Source organism: Psychrobacter sp. CX18 (assembly GCF_057396215.1).
The window spans coordinates 37,818-60,264 of the sequence record NZ_JBXYJH010000012.1 but is presented as its reverse complement, the minus strand read 5'-3'; the positions used below and the strand labels follow the sequence as shown (position 1 = coordinate 60,264).

General features: G+C 41.7%; 15 protein-coding genes and 1 pseudogene. 10 read left to right on the top strand and 6 right to left on the bottom strand.

The window, feature by feature from the left end; genetic code table 11:
- Positions 1–564 precede the first annotated feature (564 nt).
- The gene (locus AC2SLT_RS10265; RefSeq protein WP_486547639.1) at positions 565–2,475 is read left to right on the top strand and encodes a PhoX family protein; all 1,911 of its coding nucleotides are present in this window, start codon (positions 565–567) and stop codon (positions 2,473–2,475) included.
- 297 nt (positions 2,476–2,772) lie between these two features.
- Entirely contained in the window at positions 2,773–4,221 is a 1,449-nt protein-coding gene (locus tag AC2SLT_RS10260; RefSeq protein ID WP_486547559.1) for a PGAP1-like alpha/beta domain-containing protein, read from the top strand.
- A 106-nt stretch (positions 4,222–4,327) separates the two neighbouring features.
- Here AC2SLT_RS10260 and hslO read toward each other — a convergent pair whose 3' ends face one another.
- A complete protein-coding gene (gene hslO, locus AC2SLT_RS10255) occupies positions 4,328–5,257 on the bottom strand; it encodes an Hsp33 family molecular chaperone HslO (RefSeq protein ID WP_486547558.1) in 930 nt (309 codons plus the stop codon).
- A gap of 828 nt (positions 5,258–6,085) precedes the next feature.
- On the opposite strand from hslO, the gene AC2SLT_RS10250 reads away from it, so the two are divergent.
- From AC2SLT_RS10250 to AC2SLT_RS10220, 7 genes are all read left to right on the top strand, one after another.
- Complete coding sequence (locus tag AC2SLT_RS10250) at positions 6,086–7,786, top strand: AMP-binding protein (RefSeq protein ID WP_486547638.1); 1,701 nt, start codon at positions 6,086–6,088, stop codon at positions 7,784–7,786.
- Between the two features lie 272 nt (positions 7,787–8,058).
- Entirely contained in the window at positions 8,059–9,669 is a 1,611-nt protein-coding gene (locus AC2SLT_RS10245; RefSeq protein WP_486547557.1) for a carboxyl transferase domain-containing protein, read from the top strand.
- 99 nt (positions 9,670–9,768) lie between these two features.
- Positions 9,769–10,593, top strand: a complete 825-nt coding sequence (locus tag AC2SLT_RS10240) for an enoyl-CoA hydratase/isomerase family protein (RefSeq protein WP_486547556.1) — start codon at positions 9,769–9,771, stop codon at positions 10,591–10,593.
- Between the two features lie 24 nt (positions 10,594–10,617).
- Entirely contained in the window at positions 10,618–11,091 is a 474-nt protein-coding gene (locus tag AC2SLT_RS10235) for a GFA family protein (RefSeq protein WP_486547555.1), read from the top strand.
- A 137-nt stretch (positions 11,092–11,228) separates the two neighbouring features.
- Entirely contained in the window at positions 11,229–13,406 is a 2,178-nt protein-coding gene (locus AC2SLT_RS10230; protein WP_486547554.1) for an acetyl/propionyl/methylcrotonyl-CoA carboxylase subunit alpha, read from the top strand.
- Positions 13,407–13,593: 187 nt separating this feature from the next.
- Entirely contained in the window at positions 13,594–14,505 is a 912-nt protein-coding gene (locus tag AC2SLT_RS10225; RefSeq protein ID WP_486547553.1) for a hydroxymethylglutaryl-CoA lyase, read from the top strand.
- 211 nt (positions 14,506–14,716) lie between these two features.
- Positions 14,717–15,904 carry an isovaleryl-CoA dehydrogenase gene (locus AC2SLT_RS10220; RefSeq protein ID WP_486547552.1) on the top strand — a complete coding sequence of 396 codons (1,188 nt, stop codon included), beginning with the start codon at positions 14,717–14,719 and terminating at the stop codon, positions 15,902–15,904.
- Positions 15,905–16,036: 132 nt separating this feature from the next.
- Here the strand turns inward: AC2SLT_RS10220 and AC2SLT_RS10215 are convergent, their stop codons facing one another.
- The 3 genes and pseudogenes from AC2SLT_RS10215 to metX form a co-directional block, all read right to left on the bottom strand.
- Positions 16,037–16,618, bottom strand: coding sequence for a tetratricopeptide repeat protein (locus tag AC2SLT_RS10215; protein WP_486547551.1), 582 nt, complete (start codon positions 16,616–16,618; stop codon positions 16,037–16,039).
- A gap of 517 nt (positions 16,619–17,135) precedes the next feature.
- On the bottom strand, positions 17,136–17,756 hold the full coding sequence (metW, locus tag AC2SLT_RS10210; RefSeq protein WP_486547550.1) for a methionine biosynthesis protein MetW: 621 nt from the start codon (positions 17,754–17,756) through the stop codon (positions 17,136–17,138).
- 170 nt (positions 17,757–17,926) lie between these two features.
- Positions 17,927–19,105, bottom strand: a pseudogene (gene metX, locus AC2SLT_RS10205) (homoserine O-succinyltransferase MetX); the annotation flags it as partial.
- Positions 19,106–19,824: 719 nt separating this feature from the next.
- Between metX and hemH the strand changes: the two are divergent.
- A complete protein-coding gene (gene hemH, locus AC2SLT_RS10200; protein ID WP_486547549.1) occupies positions 19,825–20,844 on the top strand; it encodes a ferrochelatase in 1,020 nt (339 codons plus the stop codon).
- 230 nt (positions 20,845–21,074) lie between these two features.
- On the opposite strand, the gene AC2SLT_RS10195 is transcribed toward hemH, so the two are convergent.
- Positions 21,075–21,287, bottom strand: a complete 213-nt coding sequence (locus AC2SLT_RS10195; RefSeq protein WP_486547548.1) for a hypothetical protein — start codon at positions 21,285–21,287, stop codon at positions 21,075–21,077.
- 84 nt (positions 21,288–21,371) lie between these two features.
- Complete coding sequence (locus AC2SLT_RS10190) at positions 21,372–21,917, bottom strand: ferritin (protein ID WP_486547547.1); 546 nt, start codon at positions 21,915–21,917, stop codon at positions 21,372–21,374.
- Between the last annotated feature and the right edge of the window lie 530 nt (positions 21,918–22,447).

The following is a 22,447-nucleotide window of genomic DNA, read 5'->3' as shown; positions in this document are numbered from 1 at the left end:
AATCCAGTCCTTTAACCCAAGCTATTAAACCAAGCTATTAAACCAAGCTATTAAACCAAGCTATTAAACCAAGCTATTAAACCAAGCTATTAAATCAAGACTTAGATCTCTAAAACGGTTATAAGTAATCCAAGCCGCCCCTCATTGATAATGAGCGGTGGCGTTTTTATGACCATTGTCACATTTATGTCATAAAATCTTAAGCGGGTTGTCATCTAAAGTAAGTAGTCTATGACATTATTCTAAAAAAGTATCTATTGTAAAAATTTATTAAATATTGATAAGTTGTGTTTCTAAAAATGACTTATAAATGGTTTGGATCATAATTTTTACTCATTTAATACGATATTTAAGAGTATTTATTTAGTACGCAGAGTTGTGTAAATAACACAAAATATGCACCTTTCAAATTTTGAAACACTAAATTTAGCCATCTACTGTTAGCTTTTTTATCCCCCTAAGGAGTGACTTATGACATCTGTAGTAGCCAACAATAACAATAACGACAAGACTGATGAAGGTTTATTAAAGACCAAAGCCACCCGTCGAAGTGTTCTCACCTTTATGGCAGGTGTTCCCATGCTGCCACTAGCAGGCTGCTCAACAACGTCTACTAAGATGAATCAAGTTGGCAGTGCGCAGTCTATGACCCCTTTGACAAAAGCGGTCAAGAACGTCAAATTTATTGGTATGGAAGCGCCATCACTAGCAAATCCAGAGCAGATGGCAACGGTATATGTCAACTCAAAAATGCAGGCCACCTTTAATGATGGTAGTCAGCAACTATTCGATCTAGAGTACACCCCATTTTTTATTACAGGTGACATGGTGCCAGATGGCAAAGGCGGTACAACTCGTGCCGGTCAGCTTTATAATATCAATAACCAACCTTTGTATGATGCTTCAGCCGGTCAGCCTGTTCCATTTTACTCAAACTGCCCTGATGGCTCGTCGTTAATTACGGTTAAAGGTGCGAAAGTACCAGGTGTCCAAGGCAACCCAGTATTTGCAGTAGTACAGTTTGAATACGCCAGCATGGACCGATCTGGCAAAGACACTTGGGGCCGTCTGCCTTCACCCATTGCCGTATTAACTTTAGATCAAAATCCAAGTACTGGTGAGCTTAAACTGGTTAAGTATCATAATGTTGATACCTCGCCCGTACATGGCTTATGGATTACTTGTGGCGCCTCTTTATCACCTTGGGGCACGCATTTATCGTCAGAAGAATATGAGCCAGATGCGCATAATCTAGCCAAAGAAGATGACGGTAAGTTCTTAGACTTTAGTAAAGCCTTGTTTGGTGATCAAAACAAAGCCAATCCATATCACTATGGTCACCTGCCAGAAGTATTTGTTAATCCAGATGGTACTGGTTTCGTCAAAAAACATTATAACTTAGGTCGTATTTCTCATGAATTAATCCAGATGATGCCAGATGAGCGTACGGCATTAATGGGTGATGATACGACTAATGGCGGTTTATTTATGTTTGTTGCGGATAAGCCACGTGACTTATCTGCCGGTAATTTGTATGTCGCTAAGATCAATCAAACTTCACCAAAAGGGGTGGGTACAGGTGAGTTCACCACGCAGTGGATTCATTTAGGTCATGCCACCAGCGCTGAGATTGAAGCGATGGCGAATACCTTCAAGCCTAACGACATCATGACGGTGAAATATGAAGATCCCAATGACGCCAGCTTCACCAAGATTTTCTACAATGGTAAGCCAAACTGGGTGAAACTCAATCAAAATAATCAACATGTTGAAAAAGCAGCAGCATTCTTAGAAACCCATCGTTATGCCGCCCTTAAAGGCGCCTCTATGGCGTTCACTAAGATGGAAGGAACGACCGTAAATACTAAAGACAAAGTCGCCTATTCTGCGATGTCGCGTATCGAGAAGTCGATGGTAGATCCTGCTAAGTATGGCGATTATGGTGTGCATGTGGCACAAAATAAATCAGGGGCGGTCTATGCGCATCAATTAAGAGGCGGTCAAAAGGCCATCAATACTAACAGCATGATTAATTCTGAGTGGGTCCCTGTTAGTATGTCAGTACCTATGAATTTGGCAGGCGAAGATATTGCTGAAGATGCGCTGGGTAATAAGTCGCATCCAGACAAAATCTCATGCCCAGATAACATCAAGTATTCGGAAAAAATGCGTACATTGTTCATTGGTGAAGACTCTGGTACTCATGTGAATAACTTCTTATGGGCCTACAACGTAGACACCCATGAGCTAAGCCGTATTCTATCGACGCCAGCTGGTGCCGAGTCAACTGGTCTTCATGCTATTGATGAAATCAATGGCTATAACTACATCATGAGTAACTTCCAGCATCCCGGTGATGACTTGGAAAAGAATACTAAGGTTGCTCCCTATGTTATGCCACTGGTTAAACGTAATTACAAAGACAGGTACGGTGCTGCCGTTGGCTATTTAGGCTTACGTGTTGATAACGCTTAATAAGTTTGGTTATCTTTAACCAAATAGTATCAACAATCAAATAGTATATTTCAGTTAAAAGGAACCTCAAATGAACATTTGGGGTTCCTTTTTTATGAGTGTTATATGCGAGTTTTAAATTTACTTTATGCGAGTGTATGTCTGAAAAGATAATATGAGTAACATAAAGATACTATGAATAATAAGTTTATAATTTAAAAAGATAGTATATTCAATGATTAAAATATAATATAAATACTGTGTCTTAAAGACAACTCATAAAATACTAAATAAAATAAAACTATGACCAATCAATCTATGTCTCAATCAATCTCCCCGCATGACTATCGATTATATGAAAAATGCGATCTTATTACCCCAAGTAGCCCTGTTTATCTCGATGAGCTAACTGAAAAGCTTGATAATTTAGATAAGCTCGATATTAGTGAAATCACGAAACTGGCATCTACTCACTGTTTTTCAACGATTGAGCAAGAGCCGTTATCCTTAAGTGATTTCTTTGAAGGTTTAGCGCAGCTGACCACAACGGGTGTCGTTGAAATAACTGAGATTGTGGAGGCCATTCATGCCGAGATAATTCTTAGACCTTTAGGTTTGTTTAATGAATTTCATCTCAACCGCTGGCAGCAAGGCTTTATCAGGCAGATGTACAATATGGTTCGCTTTAGTATGAACCATGTTGGACAGGGGATCACTCAGACCAGCGTTAACTTTTATCGTAATAACTTATCCCCGCGTGGTAAAAGACCGTTACCTGATAAGCTAAAGCAGTTGGCAAATGTCATGAATGGTATGATGGGCGATCATTTGGTGAGCCGGCATAACCCTTTAGCGGTTCCGATGATTTTGTATGATAGATATGGGCAACCTCAGCGTAACGAAGTATTTGGGCGGGTGGTCATCCTTTGTCATGGTTTGTGTCTGAGCTATCTGAGTTGGAATCCTTGTGAAGAGGACTGCTTAGGTGAGGCAATAGCGCTGGAGTCTACCAAGCTGACGGTTTTGTATTTAGATTATAATACGGGCAGACGCATCTCTCAAAATGGGCAGTGTTTTGCACAACTGCTACAAGATCTGGTCGATAAAAATCCTGACATCACTCAGATTGACCTAGTTGGCTATAGTATGGGAGGGTTGGTCTCGCGTAGCGCATTATTTTATGGTGAGAATCAGGGGTTAAGTTGGGTAGATCGAGTGGGTAATTTGCTGACACTAGGGACACCGCATCAGGGTGCTGGACTTGAACGTATTAGCTACCATGTGTTAGATATTATCGGAGATGTGCCCTTTGCAGGTTCTCTATCCAAAATGGGAGATGTCCGTAGTGCCGGTATTATCGACCTGCGTCACGGCAGCACGCGGGAGGAGGACTGGAAATACTTGGAAAACCGCGATGTATTGCCAGAAGAGTTTCGTCATCCTGCTAAGCTACCTAGCCACATCAATACTTTTTGTATAGCAGCATCAATCGCCGAAGGGATATATGACTCAAAAGCCAGTAACATAGTAGGGGATGGGTTAGTGACAATCGAATCTGCACTAGGAGAAAAAGCAGGAGAACATAACCTACAAGTACCTGAAGGTCATAAAGCAGTATTTTATGGGGTGAATCACTTTAATTTACAGTATGACAAACGCGTTCATGAACAGATTGTATACTGGTTAATGGATAATGGTAAAACTGATTTGTCATTGGCGCTGCGTACCCAGTCATTTCCTGATAACGATTTGGAAGTGGTGGTTTAAAACAATAGCAGTCTAATATAATTAAGAAACGGGGTGTCGTTAAGACACCCCGTTTCTATTAGTAAACTGATAGTAATGGGTTAATTAATCAAAAATCATTGAATAGTTATTTGAATATTTGTTCAATATCGGCTTTATTAAACGTATAAACCGAGCCACAAAATCCACAGTCCATATCAAATGTTCCACCTTGCTCATCAATAATGTCTAAGGCTTCTGTTTCACCAATTTGGCCGATAGCGGCCTCACATTTTTCACGAGAACAGGTACACCCAAACTCAAGAGTGACGGGATCTGGAGCGACTACTCTTTCTTCATTATATAAGCGGTAAATAATTTCATTGGCGTCAAGGGTAGTCAGCTCATCAAACTTAACCGTACGCGTTAATAGTGTTAAACGGGTCCATAAATCATCATCAATACCCGCACTTTCATTTTGCTCAATCTCATAACTTTCCTGAGCAGTACGGGGTAGCATTTGCACTAAAATACCGCCTGCTTGCAAGCCATCACACGCCAAATTTATCAAAGTCGGTATCTGAGCAGACTGTAATTGATAATGTGCCAAACACTCTGCTAGATTATCGTGGCTACGTTCGACAATACCTTGATACGCCTCACCATTATGGGGCTGAATATTAATAAACATCACCCCTTTTCCCACGGCGCCAAGTTCTGCGAAAGCGTCATTGGCGGTGGTTTTATTTGCCCAACGTTGTTGCTGCTCAGCTGTGTCATTTTTCCAGCTAGCAAGGGCACGGATAATACCTGACTGGTCACACTCAGCCATCGCCCAATTTAAAAGACTGGTCTCATCTGAGGACTGCAACTGAATAGATAAAGTCCCCTCAATTTTAAGGGTACCAATTAATAAGCTTGCGGCGGTAAGCATCTCGCCTAGCAAGCGTTTGATAGATTCTGGATAGTCCTTTTGGGAAGTAATCATGGCATAGGTTTGCTTTAAGCGCACCACATCACCACGAACAGGTGAGTCTTGGATAAAGAAACGTTGGCGTAAGTCTGTCAGTTCGGTCATAGCGTGTCTCAATAGGTTATTTGGCACTGTCGTTTCCTCATTCGTTATGCTTAAAAGCTCATTATTTTTGAATAATAACTAAGTATTGCTAATAACAAACAAAGTTTTGTGTACAACGACCAAATATGAAGGGTTAGCGGGTCAAGCGATCAGTGCTAAATAGGTGAGTTTGAAGTGTATTTTATAATGGGGATGATTGTCAGTTTATCAATATTAAAAAGGCGAGGGAAGGTTAGAATAAGGCAAGAGAAAGAAAGTTTTAAGCTTAATCTTACTAGCGTTTTTTTTAATAATTTTGAATATAATGATAAATTTAGGGTTCATTGTTAGGTCTGTCTAGTGAAAACTCATAGGATATGTGTCATTGGTTGACAGTGCTTAGGATAACGTTTTACTATTACTACAGTAAACAACTGTATTCTCAAGGATTAAGTGTATGTTTTCGAGATAACCTTTTGTTTTAAAATAATTTATTTTCAAAGCTATGTTTTTTGATAAATTTAAATTAGTACTTATGAAAATAACCGTATTTAAACGCTTTTTATTTTCAACAGACTCTATTAAAAACTAGTGATATTACAAGCGATTTATTTAATATATTTCTACAGGGATTTAGGTAATATAGAGTAGCTTAATTTGATTAGTCTTAAGGCTGTTTAATTTAGGACTAGTAAATAAACAAAAGCTGCCTATTTCATATCATCAACACAACACACAACAACGAAAGGATTCGTTATGGGTCGTTCTACCAGCTCTTCAAACAGTGTTTCACCCCACGCTTCATTGTCTTCCAGAAATATTGATATTAATGCGATTCAAGGCGTTAGTATGGGTGATAAATCGGCCAATGCGCCACTCAAGTCCAGCTATGATTATGGTCCAAAGGTACCATTAATCGAGGCAACCATCGGTGACTTTTTTGATGCCGTAGTCGAAAAATATCCAGATAAGGAAGCCTTAGTGGTGTGTCATCAAGGCATCCGCTGGACTTATCGAGAGCTGCAGCAAAAAGTAAATCAATTGGCCAGCGCCATGATTGAGATGGGGCTTGAGGTCGGTGATCGTGTGGGCATTTGGTCGCATAACAATGCAGAATGGCTATTGATGCAGTTGGCCACGGCTAAGGTTGGGGTTATTTTGGTGAATATTAACCCGGCCTATCGTAGTTTTGAGCTTCAATATGCTTTGAATAAATTAGGCTGTTCTGCTTTAGTATTGATGCGCGTCTTTAAGACCAGTGATTATGCCAATATTGTTCGCGAATTATGCCCAGAGATTTACCATAAGACCTATACTCAGCTTGATCTGGTCGAGATTCCTACCGTAGAGCGTATTATCTGGATTGATGAGCCTGACACCGATGAAACGTTCAGCTTTATGCAGAAGTTTTCAGAGTGGATGGCAGAAGGCGATGCCAATGATCCTAGAATCGCTGAGCGCCAGTCACAACTAAAAAAAACAGACCCTATCAATGTTCAGTTCACTAGTGGCACGACTGGGACGCCAAAAGGCGCCACCTTGACCCATCGAAATATTCTAAATAACGGTTATTTTATCGGTGAGGCAATGGACCTAAGTGCTGAGGATCGATTATGTATCCCAGTGCCACTGTACCATTGCTTTGGTATGGTGCTTGGTAATCTAGCGATACTCACTCATGGCGGCTGTATTGTTTATCCAAATGATGGGTTTGAGCCATTGAGCGTGTTGCAAGCCGTTCAGGATGAAAAGTGTACCGCCTTGCATGGTGTTCCAACCATGTTTATTGCTGAATTAGATCATCCTGATTTTAATACATTCGATTTGTCTACCCTACGTACTGGTATTATGGCAGGCTCAAGCTGTCCTATTGAGGTAATGCGCCGTGTGATAGATGAGATGCACATGGATGAGGTTACTATAGCCTACGGGATGACCGAGACCAGCCCAGTATCTTGTCAGACTAACAAACATACGCCTTTAGATAAGCAGGTCTCAACTGTAGGATTGGTACAACCCAATATAGAGGTAAAGATCGTTGATACCCAAACAGGTGAAGTAGTGCCTATTGGAGAAACGGGGGAGCTATTAACTCGAGGTTATTCAGTCATGAAAGGCTATTGGGGCAGTCGCTTTAAAACCCGTGAAGCTATTCAGGATGGGTGGATGCATACGGGTGATTTAGCAACCATGGACGAAGAAGGTTATATTAAGATCGTCGGCCGCAGTAAAGATATGGTCATTCGTGGTGGTGAAAATATCTATCCGGTTGAGATTGAAAACTATCTGTATCGTCATCCAAAAATCAGTGATGTTCAGATCGTTGGGGTACCTGATAAGAAGTACGGTGAGGTCTTAGCGGCTTGGATTATACCTAAGAAAAACGTTGAGCTTACCGAAGAGGAGGTTAGACAGTTCTGTAAAGACCATATCGCTCATTATAAAATTCCTCAGTATTACCGCTTCGTAGAAGAGTATCCTATGACTATTACTGGCAAAATTCAGAAGTATAAAATTGCTGAGATGATGGTTGAAGAGTTGGGCTTGTAACTCAGCCGCCAATAATTCTAATTAAAGGGTTAATTTATTTGGTATTATTAGGGTCTGTTGAACATTCAAGAGTTAAGATAGATTGGCATGTGTCATAGACTTTAATAAATGCCGATTACAAAACCGACGACTTAAATCAATTATTAACAGTTTAGGTTAAAACTTTGAATTTAAGTCACAAAATAACCGCAATACCGAATACCTAAAACTTAGAATATAAAAATGCAGAATATCAAAACCGCAGAATATCAAAACCGCAGATAAGGGATGTCATGAGTGTCACAATTACCAGTAAGCTGAGCCCAAACTCAAAAGAGTTTGCCGACAATACCGCCGCCATGCAGGCTGTCGTAGATGATTTACACGCTCACCTTCAGAAGATTGCCCAAGGTGGTCCAGAGCGTTCAAGAGCCAAGCATTTGGCTCGTGGCAAGCTGCTGCCACGCGAGCGTGTTGAGCGCTTATTGGATCCCGGCACGGCCTTTTTAGAAATTGCCCCAATGGCCGCGTTTGATATGTACGATGATGACATTCCAGCAGCAGGGGTTATTGCAGGTATTGGTCGTATTAACGGGATTGAGTGCATGATTGTATGCAACGATGCCACCGTCAAAGGCGGCACATACTACCCGATGACCGTCAAAAAACATTTGCGGGCGCAAGAGATTGCCAAAGAAAACAACCTACCTTGCGTCTATTTAGTGGACTCAGGAGGCGCTAATCTGCCCAATCAAGATGAAGTATTTCCCGACAAGGAGCACTTTGGTCGTATTTTCTTTAATCAAGCCAATATGAGTGCCGCGGGTATTCCTCAGATTGCAGTGGTGATGGGTAGCTGTACCGCAGGCGGTGCATATGTGCCAGCCATGAGTGATGAGTCTATTATTGTGAAAGATCAAGGGACTATCTTTTTAGGGGGTCCACCACTGGTAAAAGCGGCGACGGGTGAAGTGGTCAGCGCTGAAGATCTTGGTGGCGGTGATGTGCATACTAGACTCTCTGGTGTCGTGGATTATCTTGCTCAAAATGACTTACATGCTCTGTCAATCGCGCGCGATATCGTGGGTAATCTAAATCGTCCCCCAAAATATATCCCTAATCAGATCACCCCAAGACCACCAAATTATGATGCCAAAGAGCTATACGGTGTCATTCCCACCGATACCCGCAAGCCCTTTGATATTCGTGAAATTATTGCTCGGATTGTTGACGCCAGTGAATTTGATGAATTTAAAGCACGTTTTGCGACTACTATCGTGTGTGGTTTTGCCTATATCGAAGGTATGAAAGTTGGCATTATTGCCAATAATGGCATCTTATTTAGTGAGTCGGCGCAAAAAGCGACTCACTTTATTGAGCTGTGCTGCTCACGCAAAATTCCGTTGGTATTTTTGCAAAATATCACCGGCTTTATGGTAGGGCGTAAATATGAAAATGAGGGTATTGCTCGCCATGGCGCTAAGATGGTTATGGCGGTAGCCAATGCCAATGTGCCAAAATTTACAGTAATAGTTGGCGGCTCATTTGGGGCGGGGAACTACGGTATGTGCGGAAGAGCTTACAGTCCTAGATTTTTATGGATGTGGCCGAATGCCCGTATTTCAGTAATGGGTGGAGAACAGGCTGCCTCGGTTCTCGCCACAGTAAAACGCGATAATATCGAGCGTAAAGGGGACACTTGGAGTTCTGAGGATGAAGAGGCATTCAAAGCGCCTTATAGAGAGATGTACGAGAAGCAAGGTCACCCTTACTATGCCAGTGCAAGGATGTGGGATGATGGCGTCATTGACCCTGTGGATACGCGTAAGGTATTAGCACTTGGCTTAAGCGCCGCTTATAACGCACCGATTGAAGCGACCAAATTTGGTGTGTTTAGGATGTAGACCTTATCTTGTGTTGAGTCAAATACATTAGTCAGTGTTATAAGATGAATGTTATTAGTAATACGATGGAAGTAATAAAAAGTAACTAACGAGAAATTTATGACCGACAGTTTGCCCTATCAATTAAAACCCTTAGCGAAGCTTAAAACCTTAACGTTAAAAAAAGACAACCATATCGCTACGGTGACGCTAAGTCGCCCAGACAAACGTAATGCGTTTAATGATGAAGTGATTGCTGAATTGCATGATGCCTTTATTTTATTAGGGAAAGATGATCAGGTGCGAGCTATTGTGCTAGCCGCTGAGGGTAAAGCCTTTTGTGCTGGAGCGGATCTAAACTGGATGCGTGCGATGGCAGATTATAGCCGTGAAGAAAATCTTGCCGATGCGGATAAGTTAGCGCAGATGTTAAAGATTATTTACGAATGTCCTAAGCCAACCATTGCGGCGATACAAGGTGATGTCTATGCGGGCGGAATTGGACTTATCTGCGTTTGTGATATTGCGATCGCTGTGGAAACGGCTAACTTTTGCTTAAGTGAAGTGCGTATAGGGTTAGCCCCGGCCACCATCAGCCCTTATGTGATAAGAGCGATGGGTGCCAGAGCCGCGCACCGTTATTTCCTAAGCGCAGAAGTATTTGATGCTCAAGAGGCACATCGTATCGGCATGATTCATGAGTGTGTGCCTGCTGATGAATTGGATAGCACCGTTGCAACGATTGCCAAAAAGCTAAGCAACAATAGCCCTAATGCCGTTAGGGTGTGCAAACAGCTGTTGCAAAGTGTGGCAGGTGAGACAATCGATGATGCGCTTATTGAGCATACTGTCGAGGGTATTGCCGATATTAGAGCCTCTATTGAGGGCAAAGAGGGCGTGCAGTCCTTCTTACAAAAGCGTAAGCCAAATTGGCTGGCAACTTAAACATTAGACACTAAAGAGCATACTATGATTCATGGTAAATGTTTGTGCGGCGATACGGAATTTGCATGCGATATTAAGACCAACCCGTTGAAAATTTATCAATGCCATTGTTCGTTATGTAAAAAGCAAACAGGTTCCAGCTCTAATTCGGCAACTATCATTCCAATGGCTGATTTTAAATGGGTGAAAAAGGGACACATAAAAGCATGGCTGAAAGAGACAGGGTTTAGCGCACACTTTTGTGGCAACTGTGGCTGTCCTGTGCCTAATATATTCGCCAATCAGTACTACTGGATACCTGTTGGCCTACTTGAGTTAGATAATCAGCAAACCTCTGTAGAAGTGGTTGCTCACTTATGCTTAAGCAACAAGTCGAGTTGGCATCAGATTGATCTAGCATCAGAATCAGAGTCGAAGTCAAATTCAGAGTCGAAGACAAAGCCTGAAAAATTTGAAGCATTACCTGACTTGAAATATGTACTAAAGATTCTCTTTTAAGTGATATAACTCTAGGTTTATGCAAAGAAGATATAGGCAAAAACCAAACCATTCAACAGACCCTATTATTAACATCAGTATCAGCATAAGAATAATACTAATTTTGCATTTATATAGATTAAACGATAAGGAAAGTCATGTTCTCAAAAATACTAATCGCAAACCGTGGAGAAATCGCTTGCCGTGTGGCAGCCACCGCCAAAAAAATGGGTATCCGCACGGTAGCGGTATATTCTGACGCGGATCGCTTTGCAAAGCACGTCAGCGTCTGTGACGAGGCTGTATATTTAGGAGGTTCGTCACCGAAAGATAGCTATCTCAAAGGCGATGCACTAATCCAAATTGCAAAGGATACTGGGGCACAAGCGATTCATCCAGGCTATGGGTTTTTGAGTGAAAATGCTGCTTTTGCGCAAGCGTGTCAGGATGCAGGTATTGTATTTATAGGCCCTTCTGCCGAGGCGATTACGGCAATGGGGCTGAAGTCTGAGTCAAAGCAATTAATGGAGACTGCAGGCGTTCCCTTAATCCCAGGCTATCATGGCAACAACCAAGATCCCGAGTTTTTACTTAAGGAAGCGGATCGCATTGGCTATCCGTTATTGATTAAAGCTAGCTCTGGCGGCGGCGGTAAAGGTATGCGATTGGTTGAGCGTCGAGAAGACTTTATCAGTTTACTCGATTCCTGCCGACGAGAGGCAACCACCAGCTTTGGTAACGATGCGGTATTGATCGAAAAGTATGCGCTAAATCCCCGCCATATTGAGATTCAAGTATTTGGCGATAGTCATGGCAATTATGTGCACTTATTTGAGCGTGATTGTTCCGTACAGCGACGACATCAAAAAGTATTGGAAGAAGCGCCCGCACCAAATGTTGATGAGGCAATGCGCGAGGCGATGGGTACCGCAGCAATTAACGCAGCACGTGCGGTAAACTATGTCGGAGCAGGTACGGTTGAGTTTATTGTAGAGCAGCGTCCTTCTGATAACGGCGACGTTGAGATGAATTTCTACTTTATGGAGATGAATACCCGTTTACAGGTGGAGCACCCAGTAACAGAAGCCATTACAGGGATGGATTTGGTCGAGTGGCAACTAGTAGTAGCGGCAGGAGGTGAGCTGCCTGTGCGTCAACAAGATTTGCTCATAAACGGTCATGCCATTGAGGCGCGTATTTGTGCTGAGAACCCTGACAATGACTTTTTACCCGCGACCGGTAGCTTATTGACCTATCGTAAGCCTACACATACAAAGTTTAGTGTAGGTACAGTGCGGGTAGATGATGGGGTAGAAGAGGGCGATGTGATCAGTCCTTTTTATGACTCAATGATCGCCAAGCTCATCGTCCATGCACCAACCCGTGAGCAGGCTTTGGCAAAGTTAGACCAAGCCTTAGCACAAACGCGTATTGTTGGGCTACCTAATAATGTGGCCTTTTTGCGTCATGTGTTAGCCACGGATTCTTTTAGTCAGGCTAAGCTTGATACTGCCTTAATTGAGCGTGAAAAAGAGGTGTTGTTTCATCAGCAGCCTCTGTCCCTTGAGATGTTAGTTGCGACTGCGATTATTAATAAATTAACAGAAGAGCAAGCGTCAGTGCGCGCTATGACGCATCAAAGCCACGCTCCTTGCCACGACCCTTTTACCAAACTTAGTGGCTGGCGAGGATTTAGTGAATATCAGAGACAGTTTAATTTAGTGCTGAATCAAGGGGAGGATGCTCAGGGCTATGTGGCCGTAATCAGTGGCTGTGATAATGGCCATAATCAAGCGGATGATCTAGCCAAAGAGGCAAACAGTGACTGCTTTGAACTGCGTATCCGAAAATTAGCCTCGGATGAAGACGTTAATCAACCGCAGCCTATAGAGTCACAGCTTGGGAGTGATCATACCCCGCGTAGCGACTTGCTATATAGCGGTAGTGTCTTGTACACCGTGACCGATGACAATACCTATGTGCTATGGCTTAATGGTCAAAGAATCAAGGCGCAAAGCTGGGTAGAAGGCGAAAAAGTGTACGTATTTTGTCACGAGGGCAGTGGTAGCATTACCTTAATCGATGCCATGGCGCATGTTGACAGTGATACTCAGGCAGTGGGTAGTTTAAAATCACCCATGCCAGGTCAGGTTGTGGCATTTAGAGTGGCAGAAGGTGATCGTGTCAAGCAAGGTCAGGCATTGGCGGTGATCGAGGCCATGAAAATTGAGCACACGATTAATGCGCCAGCGGATGGCGTGGTCGCTGAGTTATTATTTTCTCCAGGTGATTTAGTAGCGGATGGCGATGAGTTACTGCGATTAGATACTGAATAATCTAATACCTTTTCTACAAAATAACCTATCTTGGTTAGATTCGGTCAGGCTCACTGTACCTACTATGTGTAGCGTTTACACTCGCCTTCCTCGAAAGTTTGCTTTATAGGTTTGGTATAACAGTAAATTGTCAATTAATAGACCCTTTATACTTACAATTTGAGCTTTTAAAATAAGAGTGACACAGATGAATTACCCCGATAAAGTAAAGATTGTGGATGTCAGTCCTCGAGATGGGCTACAAAATGAAAAACAAACCGTGCCCACTAATATTAAATACGAGCTGATTGAAGGCTTGATAGACGCGGGTGTTAAAAAGCTGGAAGCCACTAGCTTTGTGTCTCCTAAGTGGGTACCCCAAATGGGGGATAATAGTGAGCTGATGCAACTGATTAATGAGGCTAATGCCCGTCATAAAGATGTCATTTACTCAGTGTTAACCCCAAACATGCGTGGCTTTGAAAATGCGCTGACGTTTGCTCCCGATGAAGTGGTCATCTTTGGCTCTGCCAGCGAAACCTTTAGTCAAAAAAATATAAACTGTAGTATCGATGAAAGCATTGACCGTTTTGCCCCAGTGGCGGCGGCGGCAAAAGAGGCCGGTATAAAAGTACGGGGTGTTATTTCATGTACTGTCGGCTGTCCTTATGAAGGTGACATTGCGCCGAGTCAAGTGGCTTATGTCACCAAAAAAATGGTTGAGATCGGGGCAGAGCATATTGGCGTGGCAGATACCATCGGTGTGGGTACGCCCATTAAGGTGCAAAATGCCTTGAAAGCTGCGATGCAATATATCGATGTAAAGGATATATCGGGTCATTTCCATGATACCTATGGACAAGCATTGGCCAATATTCTGACTTCACTAGAGCTGGGTGTTGCTCAGTATGATACCTCTGTCGCAGGCTTAGGCGGCTGTCCATACGCCAAAGGCGCAACCGGTAATGTGGCCACAGAAGATGTGGTCTATATGCTTCAAGGTTTGGGTATCGAGACAGGTATTGATTTAGATAAACTAAGCGTAGTGGGTCAACGTATTAGTGACTTTTTGGGTCGTAAAAACGGCTCAAAGGTCGCCACTGCGCTGCTCAGTCGATGATACTAAGTCAATGATGCTCAGTTGTTAATTTGTCAAGACGCTAGACAGTGAGACCTTACTATTTAATAAGTACATTTTAATAAGTTCATGTATATAAGTACATTTTAATAATTTTATTTTAACAAGTACGTTTTTATACAGTTAATTTTTATACCGTGTCTTTTTATAAAGTTCATTTTAAACCGTTTATTTTAATTAAAAAAGGATAGTTATGAGTTTACTAGGATTAGATTTTCAATTGGGCGAAGACATTCAAGCACTTCGTGATTCAGTCAGAAGCTTCGCTGAAAAAGAAATTATGCCACGTGCTTCTGAGATTGATAGCAACGATGCGTTTCCGATGGACTTATGGCAGAAGATGGGTGAGCTTGGCCTGCATGGCATTACCGTCCCTGAACAATACGGCGGAGCTGATATGGGGTATGTTGCACATATGGTGGCGATGGAAGAGATTAGCAGAGCGTCTGCCTCTGTGGGTCTAAGCTATGGCGCCCACTCAAACTTGTGTATTAACCAAATTAAGCGTAATGGTAATGACGATCAAAAGCAGACGTTTTTACCAAAATTAATCTCAGGCGAGTTTGTGGGTGCGCTGGCTATGAGCGAGCCGGGTGCAGGCTCTGATGTCACCAGCATGAAGCTACGTGCTGAAGCCAAAGACGGTGGTTATGTCTTAAACGGTACTAAGATGTGGATTACTAATGGTCCAGATGCCGATGTGATGGTGGTCTATGCCAAAACCAATCCTGATCTTGGTGCAAAAGGGATCACCGCTTTCTTAGTTGAAAAAGGTATGGAAGGCTTTGGTACTGCTCAGAAATTAGACAAACTGGGTATGCGTGGTAGCCATACTGGTGAGATGATCTTTAAAAATGTATTTGTCCCAGAAGAAAATATCTTAGGCGGTCTTAATAACGGTGTTAAAGTGTTGATGAGTGGTCTTGATTATGAGCGTGCGGTATTGGCAGCAGGACCAATTGGCATCATGCAAGCGGTAATGGATAATGTCATTCCTTATATCCATGATCGTCAGCAGTTTGGACAACCTATCGGTGAGTTTCAGCTTATCCAAGGTAAAGTGGCTGATATGTATACTGTTTTACAAGCGGGACGTAGTTTCCTTTATACCGTTGGTAAAAACTTAGACTTACTAGATAGTCGCGGTGAAGGACACAGCCGTGAGATTCGTAAAGATTGTGCTAGCGTCATCTTATGGTGTGCTGAAAAAGCCACATGGATGGCAGGAGAAGGCATCCAAATCTTTGGCGGTAATGGCTATACCAATGAATATCCATTGGGGCGTTTATGGCGGGATGCCAAGCTGTACGAAATTGGCGCTGGCACCAGTGAAATACGCCGTATGCTGATTGGACGTGAGTTATTTAACGAGACTAAGTAAGCGTTTAATTAAATCGTCTCGTTTTTAGTCTTAGTTCTATGAAAGAATTAGGTTTACATACAGTATATTTATGACACAAAAAACCCAGCTTATTTGCTGGGTTTTTTTTATACCTATAAGGGTTTTTAAGGCTTACTCACTTTGGAACCAACTATCTGCTTGATTTCGGGCAGAAGCCACATCAGAGCTAGATAAGTTTAGCGCTAATTGTCCGATTTTACCACGCGCTTTAGTACGAACTTCATCATTTAACATGCCATCACGCGCCGATAGCTCATACCATTTGTAGGCATCAACAAGCTTATGCTGCTTTTCATCAATTAGGGCAAGCGTATAGCTGGCACGGTTATCGCCGCGTTTTGCCGCTCGCTCTAGCCAATAACGAGCTTGTTGCTCATTGACTGCAACGCCTTCACCACGGGCATACATGATGCCAAGGTTTAATTGGGCGGGGGTCACATTTTGGTTAGCGGCACGGGTATACCATTCGATTGCTTTTAATGGGTTCTTAGCAACGCCCATTCCTTTTTGATAACGCTTCGCTAAGTAAAACTGAGCATGGTCACTGCCCTGAGTGGCACGAGTCGTTAACTCATTGATGTCCATCATCTCAAAGCGAGACACGTCTAAAGGAACGTTTGCTGTCAATTCAGCTTGGGCAATACCGGTAGTGGCTAATAAGGCAGTAAAAAGAGTGGCTTTAATTAATTTCATAGGGTGTATCCAAAAATTGACTGGGGTTAAACAAACTTTAATTAAACGAATGAACATTAAATAAGCGTAGTTTGAACAAGCATTATTTAGTTAAAGTATTAATAATAAATGAAATTATACAGTATTACGATTAATTAGGATTACTAAAACTTCACAGTTAAGCTATATAATTGATATCGCCGATCACATATATCCGACAAGATTTACATAGCTTAACACCCGAAATCACGAATTTCAAACCCCTAAAGCACACAATTAGCTTAGAAAAATGTTTCTATCGCTAAATTACCGCATTCAGTTGTAACAAAGTAATACCAGCAATTTTTGAGCAACAAAGTCTTTCTTTTTTATTAAAGTGTTGGAATAGATGCTTACGATATTGTCTTAAATAGTTAACAGATAGGAATAGATGTTTGAACCATTTAAAAGAGAGCTAAACGTTAGTGTTGTTAAAGCCAAATGTTAATACAATCCCATATATCCTTGTCTATGGATTTAAGTGGACCCTATATTAAGTTTACCTATTTTTAGTGACTCGGTAGATTGCCACATCTGCCAAGAGATTCGGCGCTTTTCGAATAATAGAGGTCACAAAGGGTAGGTTGTTTCTAGAGGCAAAGCCTGAGTCAGTGACCGCGAAGCGATTGATAATATGGATATCATTCTCCGCACACAGCTTTTCAAAGTCTTTAAACGTACACAGATGGATATTAGGGGTATTGTACCAGTCATAAGGGAGGGCTTCCGACACAGGCATCAAGCCCTTTAGACCTAAGTGTAGACGGTTTTGCCAATGAGCAAAGTTAGGGAAGGTAATGACAGCTTCACGTCCCACACGAAGCATATCCAATAATAGAGTATCTGGTGCTTTAACCGCTTGCAGCGCCCGTGCCATCACCACTGTATCAAAGCTATTATCCGCGAATCGAGCCAATCCATCATTGAGGTCTTGCTCGATGATATTTAATCCTTTGGCAATCCCTTCATTGATTTTATCTTCATCAAGTTCAAGTCCATAGCCTGTGACGCCTAAGCTGTGTTGCATATGTTCAAGTAATGATCCATCCCCACACCCCAAGTCAAGGACACGGGAGTGCGGGGTAATCCACTGTTTGGCTAATTCATGATCTATTCTCATGATAGTCGCTCCTTAACGGTCTTTTCAGCGTGAAGGGTTTGCTTAACAGGTGTTTTTATAATCTCTTCAGAGGTGCTATTAAGATCATTGTTATAGGATGGTTTAGGGTTTGAATTATCGATATTTATCGAGCTACTACTTGACGAATCACTACCTAGAAAAGGAGAATTTAAAAATCCTTTGACCGCTGTCATATAACGAGGAATATCGAATAAGAAAGAATCATGACCATGCGGGGCGTCAATGTTGACATAGCTGACTGGTTTATCATTGGCCATCAAAGCGTCTACTATTTCTTGAGAGCGGGCAGGCGCAAAACGCCAGTCTGTCGTAAAAGAGATCACCAAAAACTGACACTGGGTATGTGCTAAAGTAATTTTTAAAGCATCTAAATCAGAGATATCCTCATCATCAACATAGCCACGAGTCGGATCAAAATAATCCAACGCTTTGGTCATCAGAAGATAAGTATTGGCATCGAAGTTTTTGCTAAAGCGCTCACCTTGATAGCGCAAATAGCTTTCAACCTGAAACTCAACGTCATAGCCATACATAAATTTACCAGACTTCAAGTCACGCCCAAATTTAGACTTCATCGCCTCGTCTGTTAAGTAGGTGATGTGCCCAACCATACGTGCCAAAATTAAACCACGGCGAGGATAGGTACCTGCTTCTAAGTAGCGTCCTTTATTAAACTCAGGGTCGGATAATATCGATTGACGAGCTACTTCATTAAAGGCAATGTTTTGGGCAGATAGCTTCGGAGTGCTGGCAATAATGACACTGCGTCTTAATCGTTCAGGATAATCTACTGACCATTGTAGGGCTTGCATACCACCCATCGATCCCCCAACTACGGCATGCCAAACATCAATACCTAAGCGATCAGAGAGCATTGCTTGGGTCTTTACCCAGTCTTTTATGGTAATTAACGGGAAATCTGGACCATACGGGGTGCCAGGCTTACCATCTTCACTTGATTTAGGTACCGGTGTGGTTGGTCCCGTTGAGCCGTGACAACTGCCGATGTTATTAAGACACACCACATAATAGCGGTTGGTATCTATTGCTTTACCGGGACCAATCATATTGTCCCACCATCCAGGCTTATTGTCCTCTTCACTGTACCAACCTGCTGCGTGATGGCTCCCTGATAACGCATGACAAATCAGTACCGCATTAGATTTGTCGGCGTTTAACGTGCCATAGGTTTCATAAACTAAATCAAACTCAGGCAGGGTACGATTGCACTCTAAAGTTAATGGCGTATCAAAATGCATTCTTTGCGGGATAACGATACCCACAGAATTGGCAAACTTGGGATCTGTCGCTGTTGAATGGATGCTCAAAATTACCTCAATAAAGATGTTTAAAAGTCGATTCTCGCTTGAGAGGGTTGACGGTTTTTAGCCAAAAGGTGTCATCACACCATATATATTATTGTTACCGTCTATATTAGGGTTATTGTAGGGGTAACTCAGATGAAGTACAACTTATACCTAGGCTGAAAAAGGACCTTTCTTTGACTAACCCACCTAGCCTGCATTGGGTTATACAGTCTCATATTTTACATGATAGGTTCATTTTCAAAAAAGTTACTACTTATTGCCCTACAATAACCTGCTAGACAATAGTAGCTTTTGAGTTAGACTATGGGTTTATAGTACCTGTAGCCTTAGTAATGTGCCCTTAAAAAATGCTACACTAGGCGCTGTTTTTTAAAATGAAACGCTTAGGGTGTCTATAAAATGATAGCCTTTATTACTAAGCGCTAAAACGTTCAAATAATACTGAAGTTTGAAAATAAGTCTGAAGCGTGCAAGCCAATTCAATAAATAAGCTTAATAAGTAAGTTCAATAAATAAGCTCACCTAGCTATGGTAGCATTATAGCGTGAAGTTTATGATTTAAATTATTTGGCTTTCGTTCAAAAACCCTTATTAAAACGTCGCAAAAATTATCGATAATGCCTTTATGACAGCCACTAATTAAAAAACCAATAAGAAAGCCTCTAGGTCAGTTGATAAGATAAGTCAATAAGTAAGCCATCAAGGATATACCCTTCGTTATGAAACCAACTAAGCCCCCCCGTATTGCTGTATTACTGGTCAATCTTGGTACACCCGATGAACCAACCGCACCAGCCGTTCGTCGTTACCTAAAGCAGTTTTTGTCTGATCCTAGAGTGATTGAAATACCGCAATTTTTATGGGCCATTATCCTAAATTTGTTCGTGCTGCCATCCCGTCCTAAGCGCGTGGCAAAAGCCTATGCAAGTGTTTGGGATGGTGACTCTCCAATCCGAAAAATACTTAACCTACAGGTAGACAAACTAAAAGCACGGTTAACGGGTAGCATGGCACCGTTTGAGGTTAGCGTACACCCTGCGATGACTTATGGGAATCCTGGACTGCCAGATGTGATGGATAAGCTGCGTAGTGAAGGTGTTGATCATTTCGTTATCCTGCCACTCTTTCCACAATACTCAGCCACTTCTGGTGGCGCTGTATATGATGCGGTGAGCAAGTGGTCGCTAAAACAGCGAAACCTACCAAGCTATACTATTGTCAAAGACTACTTTGCTCACCCGCTTTATATTAAGGCTTTGGTAGAGTCCATTGAGCGTTTTCAAGCGGTACATGGTAAGCCTGATAAGCTCATGTTTAGCTTCCATGGCATTCCACAGCCCTACGCCGATAAAGGCGATCCTTATCCTAAACGCTGTAAGTGTACAGCGGCACAGGTGGCTCATGAGCTTGGGCTGAATGACGATGAGTGGATTATCAGTTTCCAGTCACGTTTTGGAAAACAAGAATGGGTTAAGCCTTATACAGATGTGACGCTTGAAGAGTGGGGCAAAGCTGGCGTGCGCTCTGTACAAGTGGTGAGTCCCGCATTTTCTGCAGACTGTCTAGAGACTCTTGAAGAGCTTGCGATGGAAAATCGTGATAATTTTATCAATGCGGGCGGTCAAGAATATCATTATATACCTGCTTTAAATGATGATGAGGCTCATATTGACTTGATTGAGGCATTAGCGAAGCCCCTAGTAGAAGGGTGGGTAGCGACTCTAAAAGGATGGGTTTAAAGCAACCTTCTCAAGTTAATAGGTCTTAACCCATCGGTTTAATGGCTTATTTCAGGCTATTATTAATTCAAACTGCGGTCGTTTCAAACTTACAGGTATTAAGAAAAGAGCACTTCTATCAAATGGTAGAAGTGCTCTTTTTGCGTTAATTTAGCGGCATGCACACTTAACGAGAACTGGATTTAATGATAGCTGTTTTTAATGATAACTGAACCTAATAATAACGAGGTTTACTCGTCATCAAAGCTTCGGGTAACCGCATCATCATCGGCAATATCACGAATATCTGGATAATCCGTATCTTCTAAAGCATCATCAACTAATACTTCATCTACACGAGACTCATCAATATTCTGACGATGCATTGGCGTTAATCCTTGCTGTGAATTAGTGTTAGCATCGTCAGAGTCAATATCAACGGCATTATCTAAAGGGTCTTTCATAACTCATTCCTTGTTTGGATTAATCATCTGTATTAACACTATGTAAAAGCTATCTGTGATAGCTTAAAGTACCTTATATTACATTTACAGACTTTGATCGCGAGGTAACTCAGCTTCTTGTGATGCATTAGCCATATCACGGTCTAATGAATAGAAGTTAGCATTATTATCTTTGCTTTCAGAAGCTAGAGCAAACTTATCACGTAGCTCATCAATCAGTGCCTCTTCTTCGATTTGCTCTTTCACAAACCACTGTAAGAAGTTAAAGGTAGGCCAGTCGCGTTCTTCAAATGCTTTATCGACAAGATCGTAAATCTTTTGTGAATTTTGAAGTTCATGTTGCCAGACATCTTCAATGCAGGATTCTAAATCGACAGGATTATCTCTTGGGGCAGGTATAGAACCAATCTTAGCCTCTCCGCCCCGGGTCTGGATATATTCTAAAAACTTAAACATATGCTGACGTTCTTCTTCTGAGTGCTTATAAAAGAACTCAGCAATCCCAGCATAATTGTTAGAATCTGCCCATATACCTAGCGCTAAATATGCTTGAGCTTGGGCTGCTTCGTTATTCATCTGATCGTTAAGAGCCTGCTCCATACTGTCTGAAAGTCGTTTGTCATTCATCATTCACTCCTTAAAATTAAAAAAATTAACTTTATAACTAAAACAAAATAACTAAAAACACTTAAATAATAAGCTTATCAAGATTAATGTTTATTAACAGAAAGGATTATTAAAAGAATAGTGTAAGACAATTGAAAGAGTCATCAAAACCTACCATAAGAATCACTACTTTTTATTTAAAACCTTAAAGCATTTTGTTTAAAACATTATTTTTTAAAACATTAAAGACTCACAGATTAGAAAAAGTTTCTTATACAATTATATTCAAATTGTCGCATATTAAGGGTTAAGCTCAGTTATGAGTTGTGCATATTATGTGAGTGACGTTAACAGATGTAACATTTGATTGGAGCAGGCACGGAAGGTAAGAATTTGCATATCGTTCATTTAAAAGGCTAGTGGTAAAAATCTACAATACAGACTCAAGTCAAACTTAGAAAGGTTAAACTTAATCAGGTGAGCTTAATCAGTTGAATAGAAAAAGCTGGCGCAAGGCCAGCTTTTTCTATTCAGTATTTAAATTTTTATTCTGG

Bases quoted from the DNA above. Each gene is read 5' to 3' on its own strand.
- AC2SLT_RS10230 (WP_486547554.1), top strand. From the start codon at position 11,229: ATGTTCTCAAAAATACTAATCGCAAACCGTGGAGAAATCGCTTGCCGT.
- AC2SLT_RS10240 (WP_486547556.1), top strand. From the start codon at position 9,769: ATGACCGACAGTTTGCCCTATCAATTAAAACCCTTAGCGAAGCTTAAA.
- AC2SLT_RS10260 (WP_486547559.1), top strand. From the start codon at position 2,773: ATGTCTCAATCAATCTCCCCGCATGACTATCGATTATATGAAAAATGC.
- AC2SLT_RS10220 (WP_486547552.1), top strand. From the start codon at position 14,717: ATGAGTTTACTAGGATTAGATTTTCAATTGGGCGAAGACATTCAAGCA.
- AC2SLT_RS10250 (WP_486547638.1), top strand. From the start codon at position 6,086: ATGGGTGATAAATCGGCCAATGCGCCACTCAAGTCCAGCTATGATTAT.
- AC2SLT_RS10235 (WP_486547555.1), top strand. From the start codon at position 10,618: ATGATTCATGGTAAATGTTTGTGCGGCGATACGGAATTTGCATGCGAT.
- hemH (WP_486547549.1), top strand. From the start codon at position 19,825: ATGAAACCAACTAAGCCCCCCCGTATTGCTGTATTACTGGTCAATCTT.
- AC2SLT_RS10195 (WP_486547548.1), bottom strand. From the start codon at position 21,287: ATGAAAGACCCTTTAGATAATGCCGTTGATATTGACTCTGACGATGCT.
- metW (WP_486547550.1), bottom strand. From the start codon at position 17,756: ATGAGAATAGATCATGAATTAGCCAAACAGTGGATTACCCCGCACTCC.
- AC2SLT_RS10225 (WP_486547553.1), top strand. From the start codon at position 13,594: ATGAATTACCCCGATAAAGTAAAGATTGTGGATGTCAGTCCTCGAGAT.
- AC2SLT_RS10245 (WP_486547557.1), top strand. From the start codon at position 8,059: ATGAGTGTCACAATTACCAGTAAGCTGAGCCCAAACTCAAAAGAGTTT.
- AC2SLT_RS10190 (WP_486547547.1), bottom strand. From the start codon at position 21,917: ATGATGAATGACAAACGACTTTCAGACAGTATGGAGCAGGCTCTTAAC.
- AC2SLT_RS10265 (WP_486547639.1), top strand. From the start codon at position 565: ATGGCAGGTGTTCCCATGCTGCCACTAGCAGGCTGCTCAACAACGTCT.
- hslO (WP_486547558.1), bottom strand. From the start codon at position 5,257: ATGACCGAACTGACAGACTTACGCCAACGTTTCTTTATCCAAGACTCA.
- AC2SLT_RS10215 (WP_486547551.1), bottom strand. From the start codon at position 16,618: ATGAAATTAATTAAAGCCACTCTTTTTACTGCCTTATTAGCCACTACC.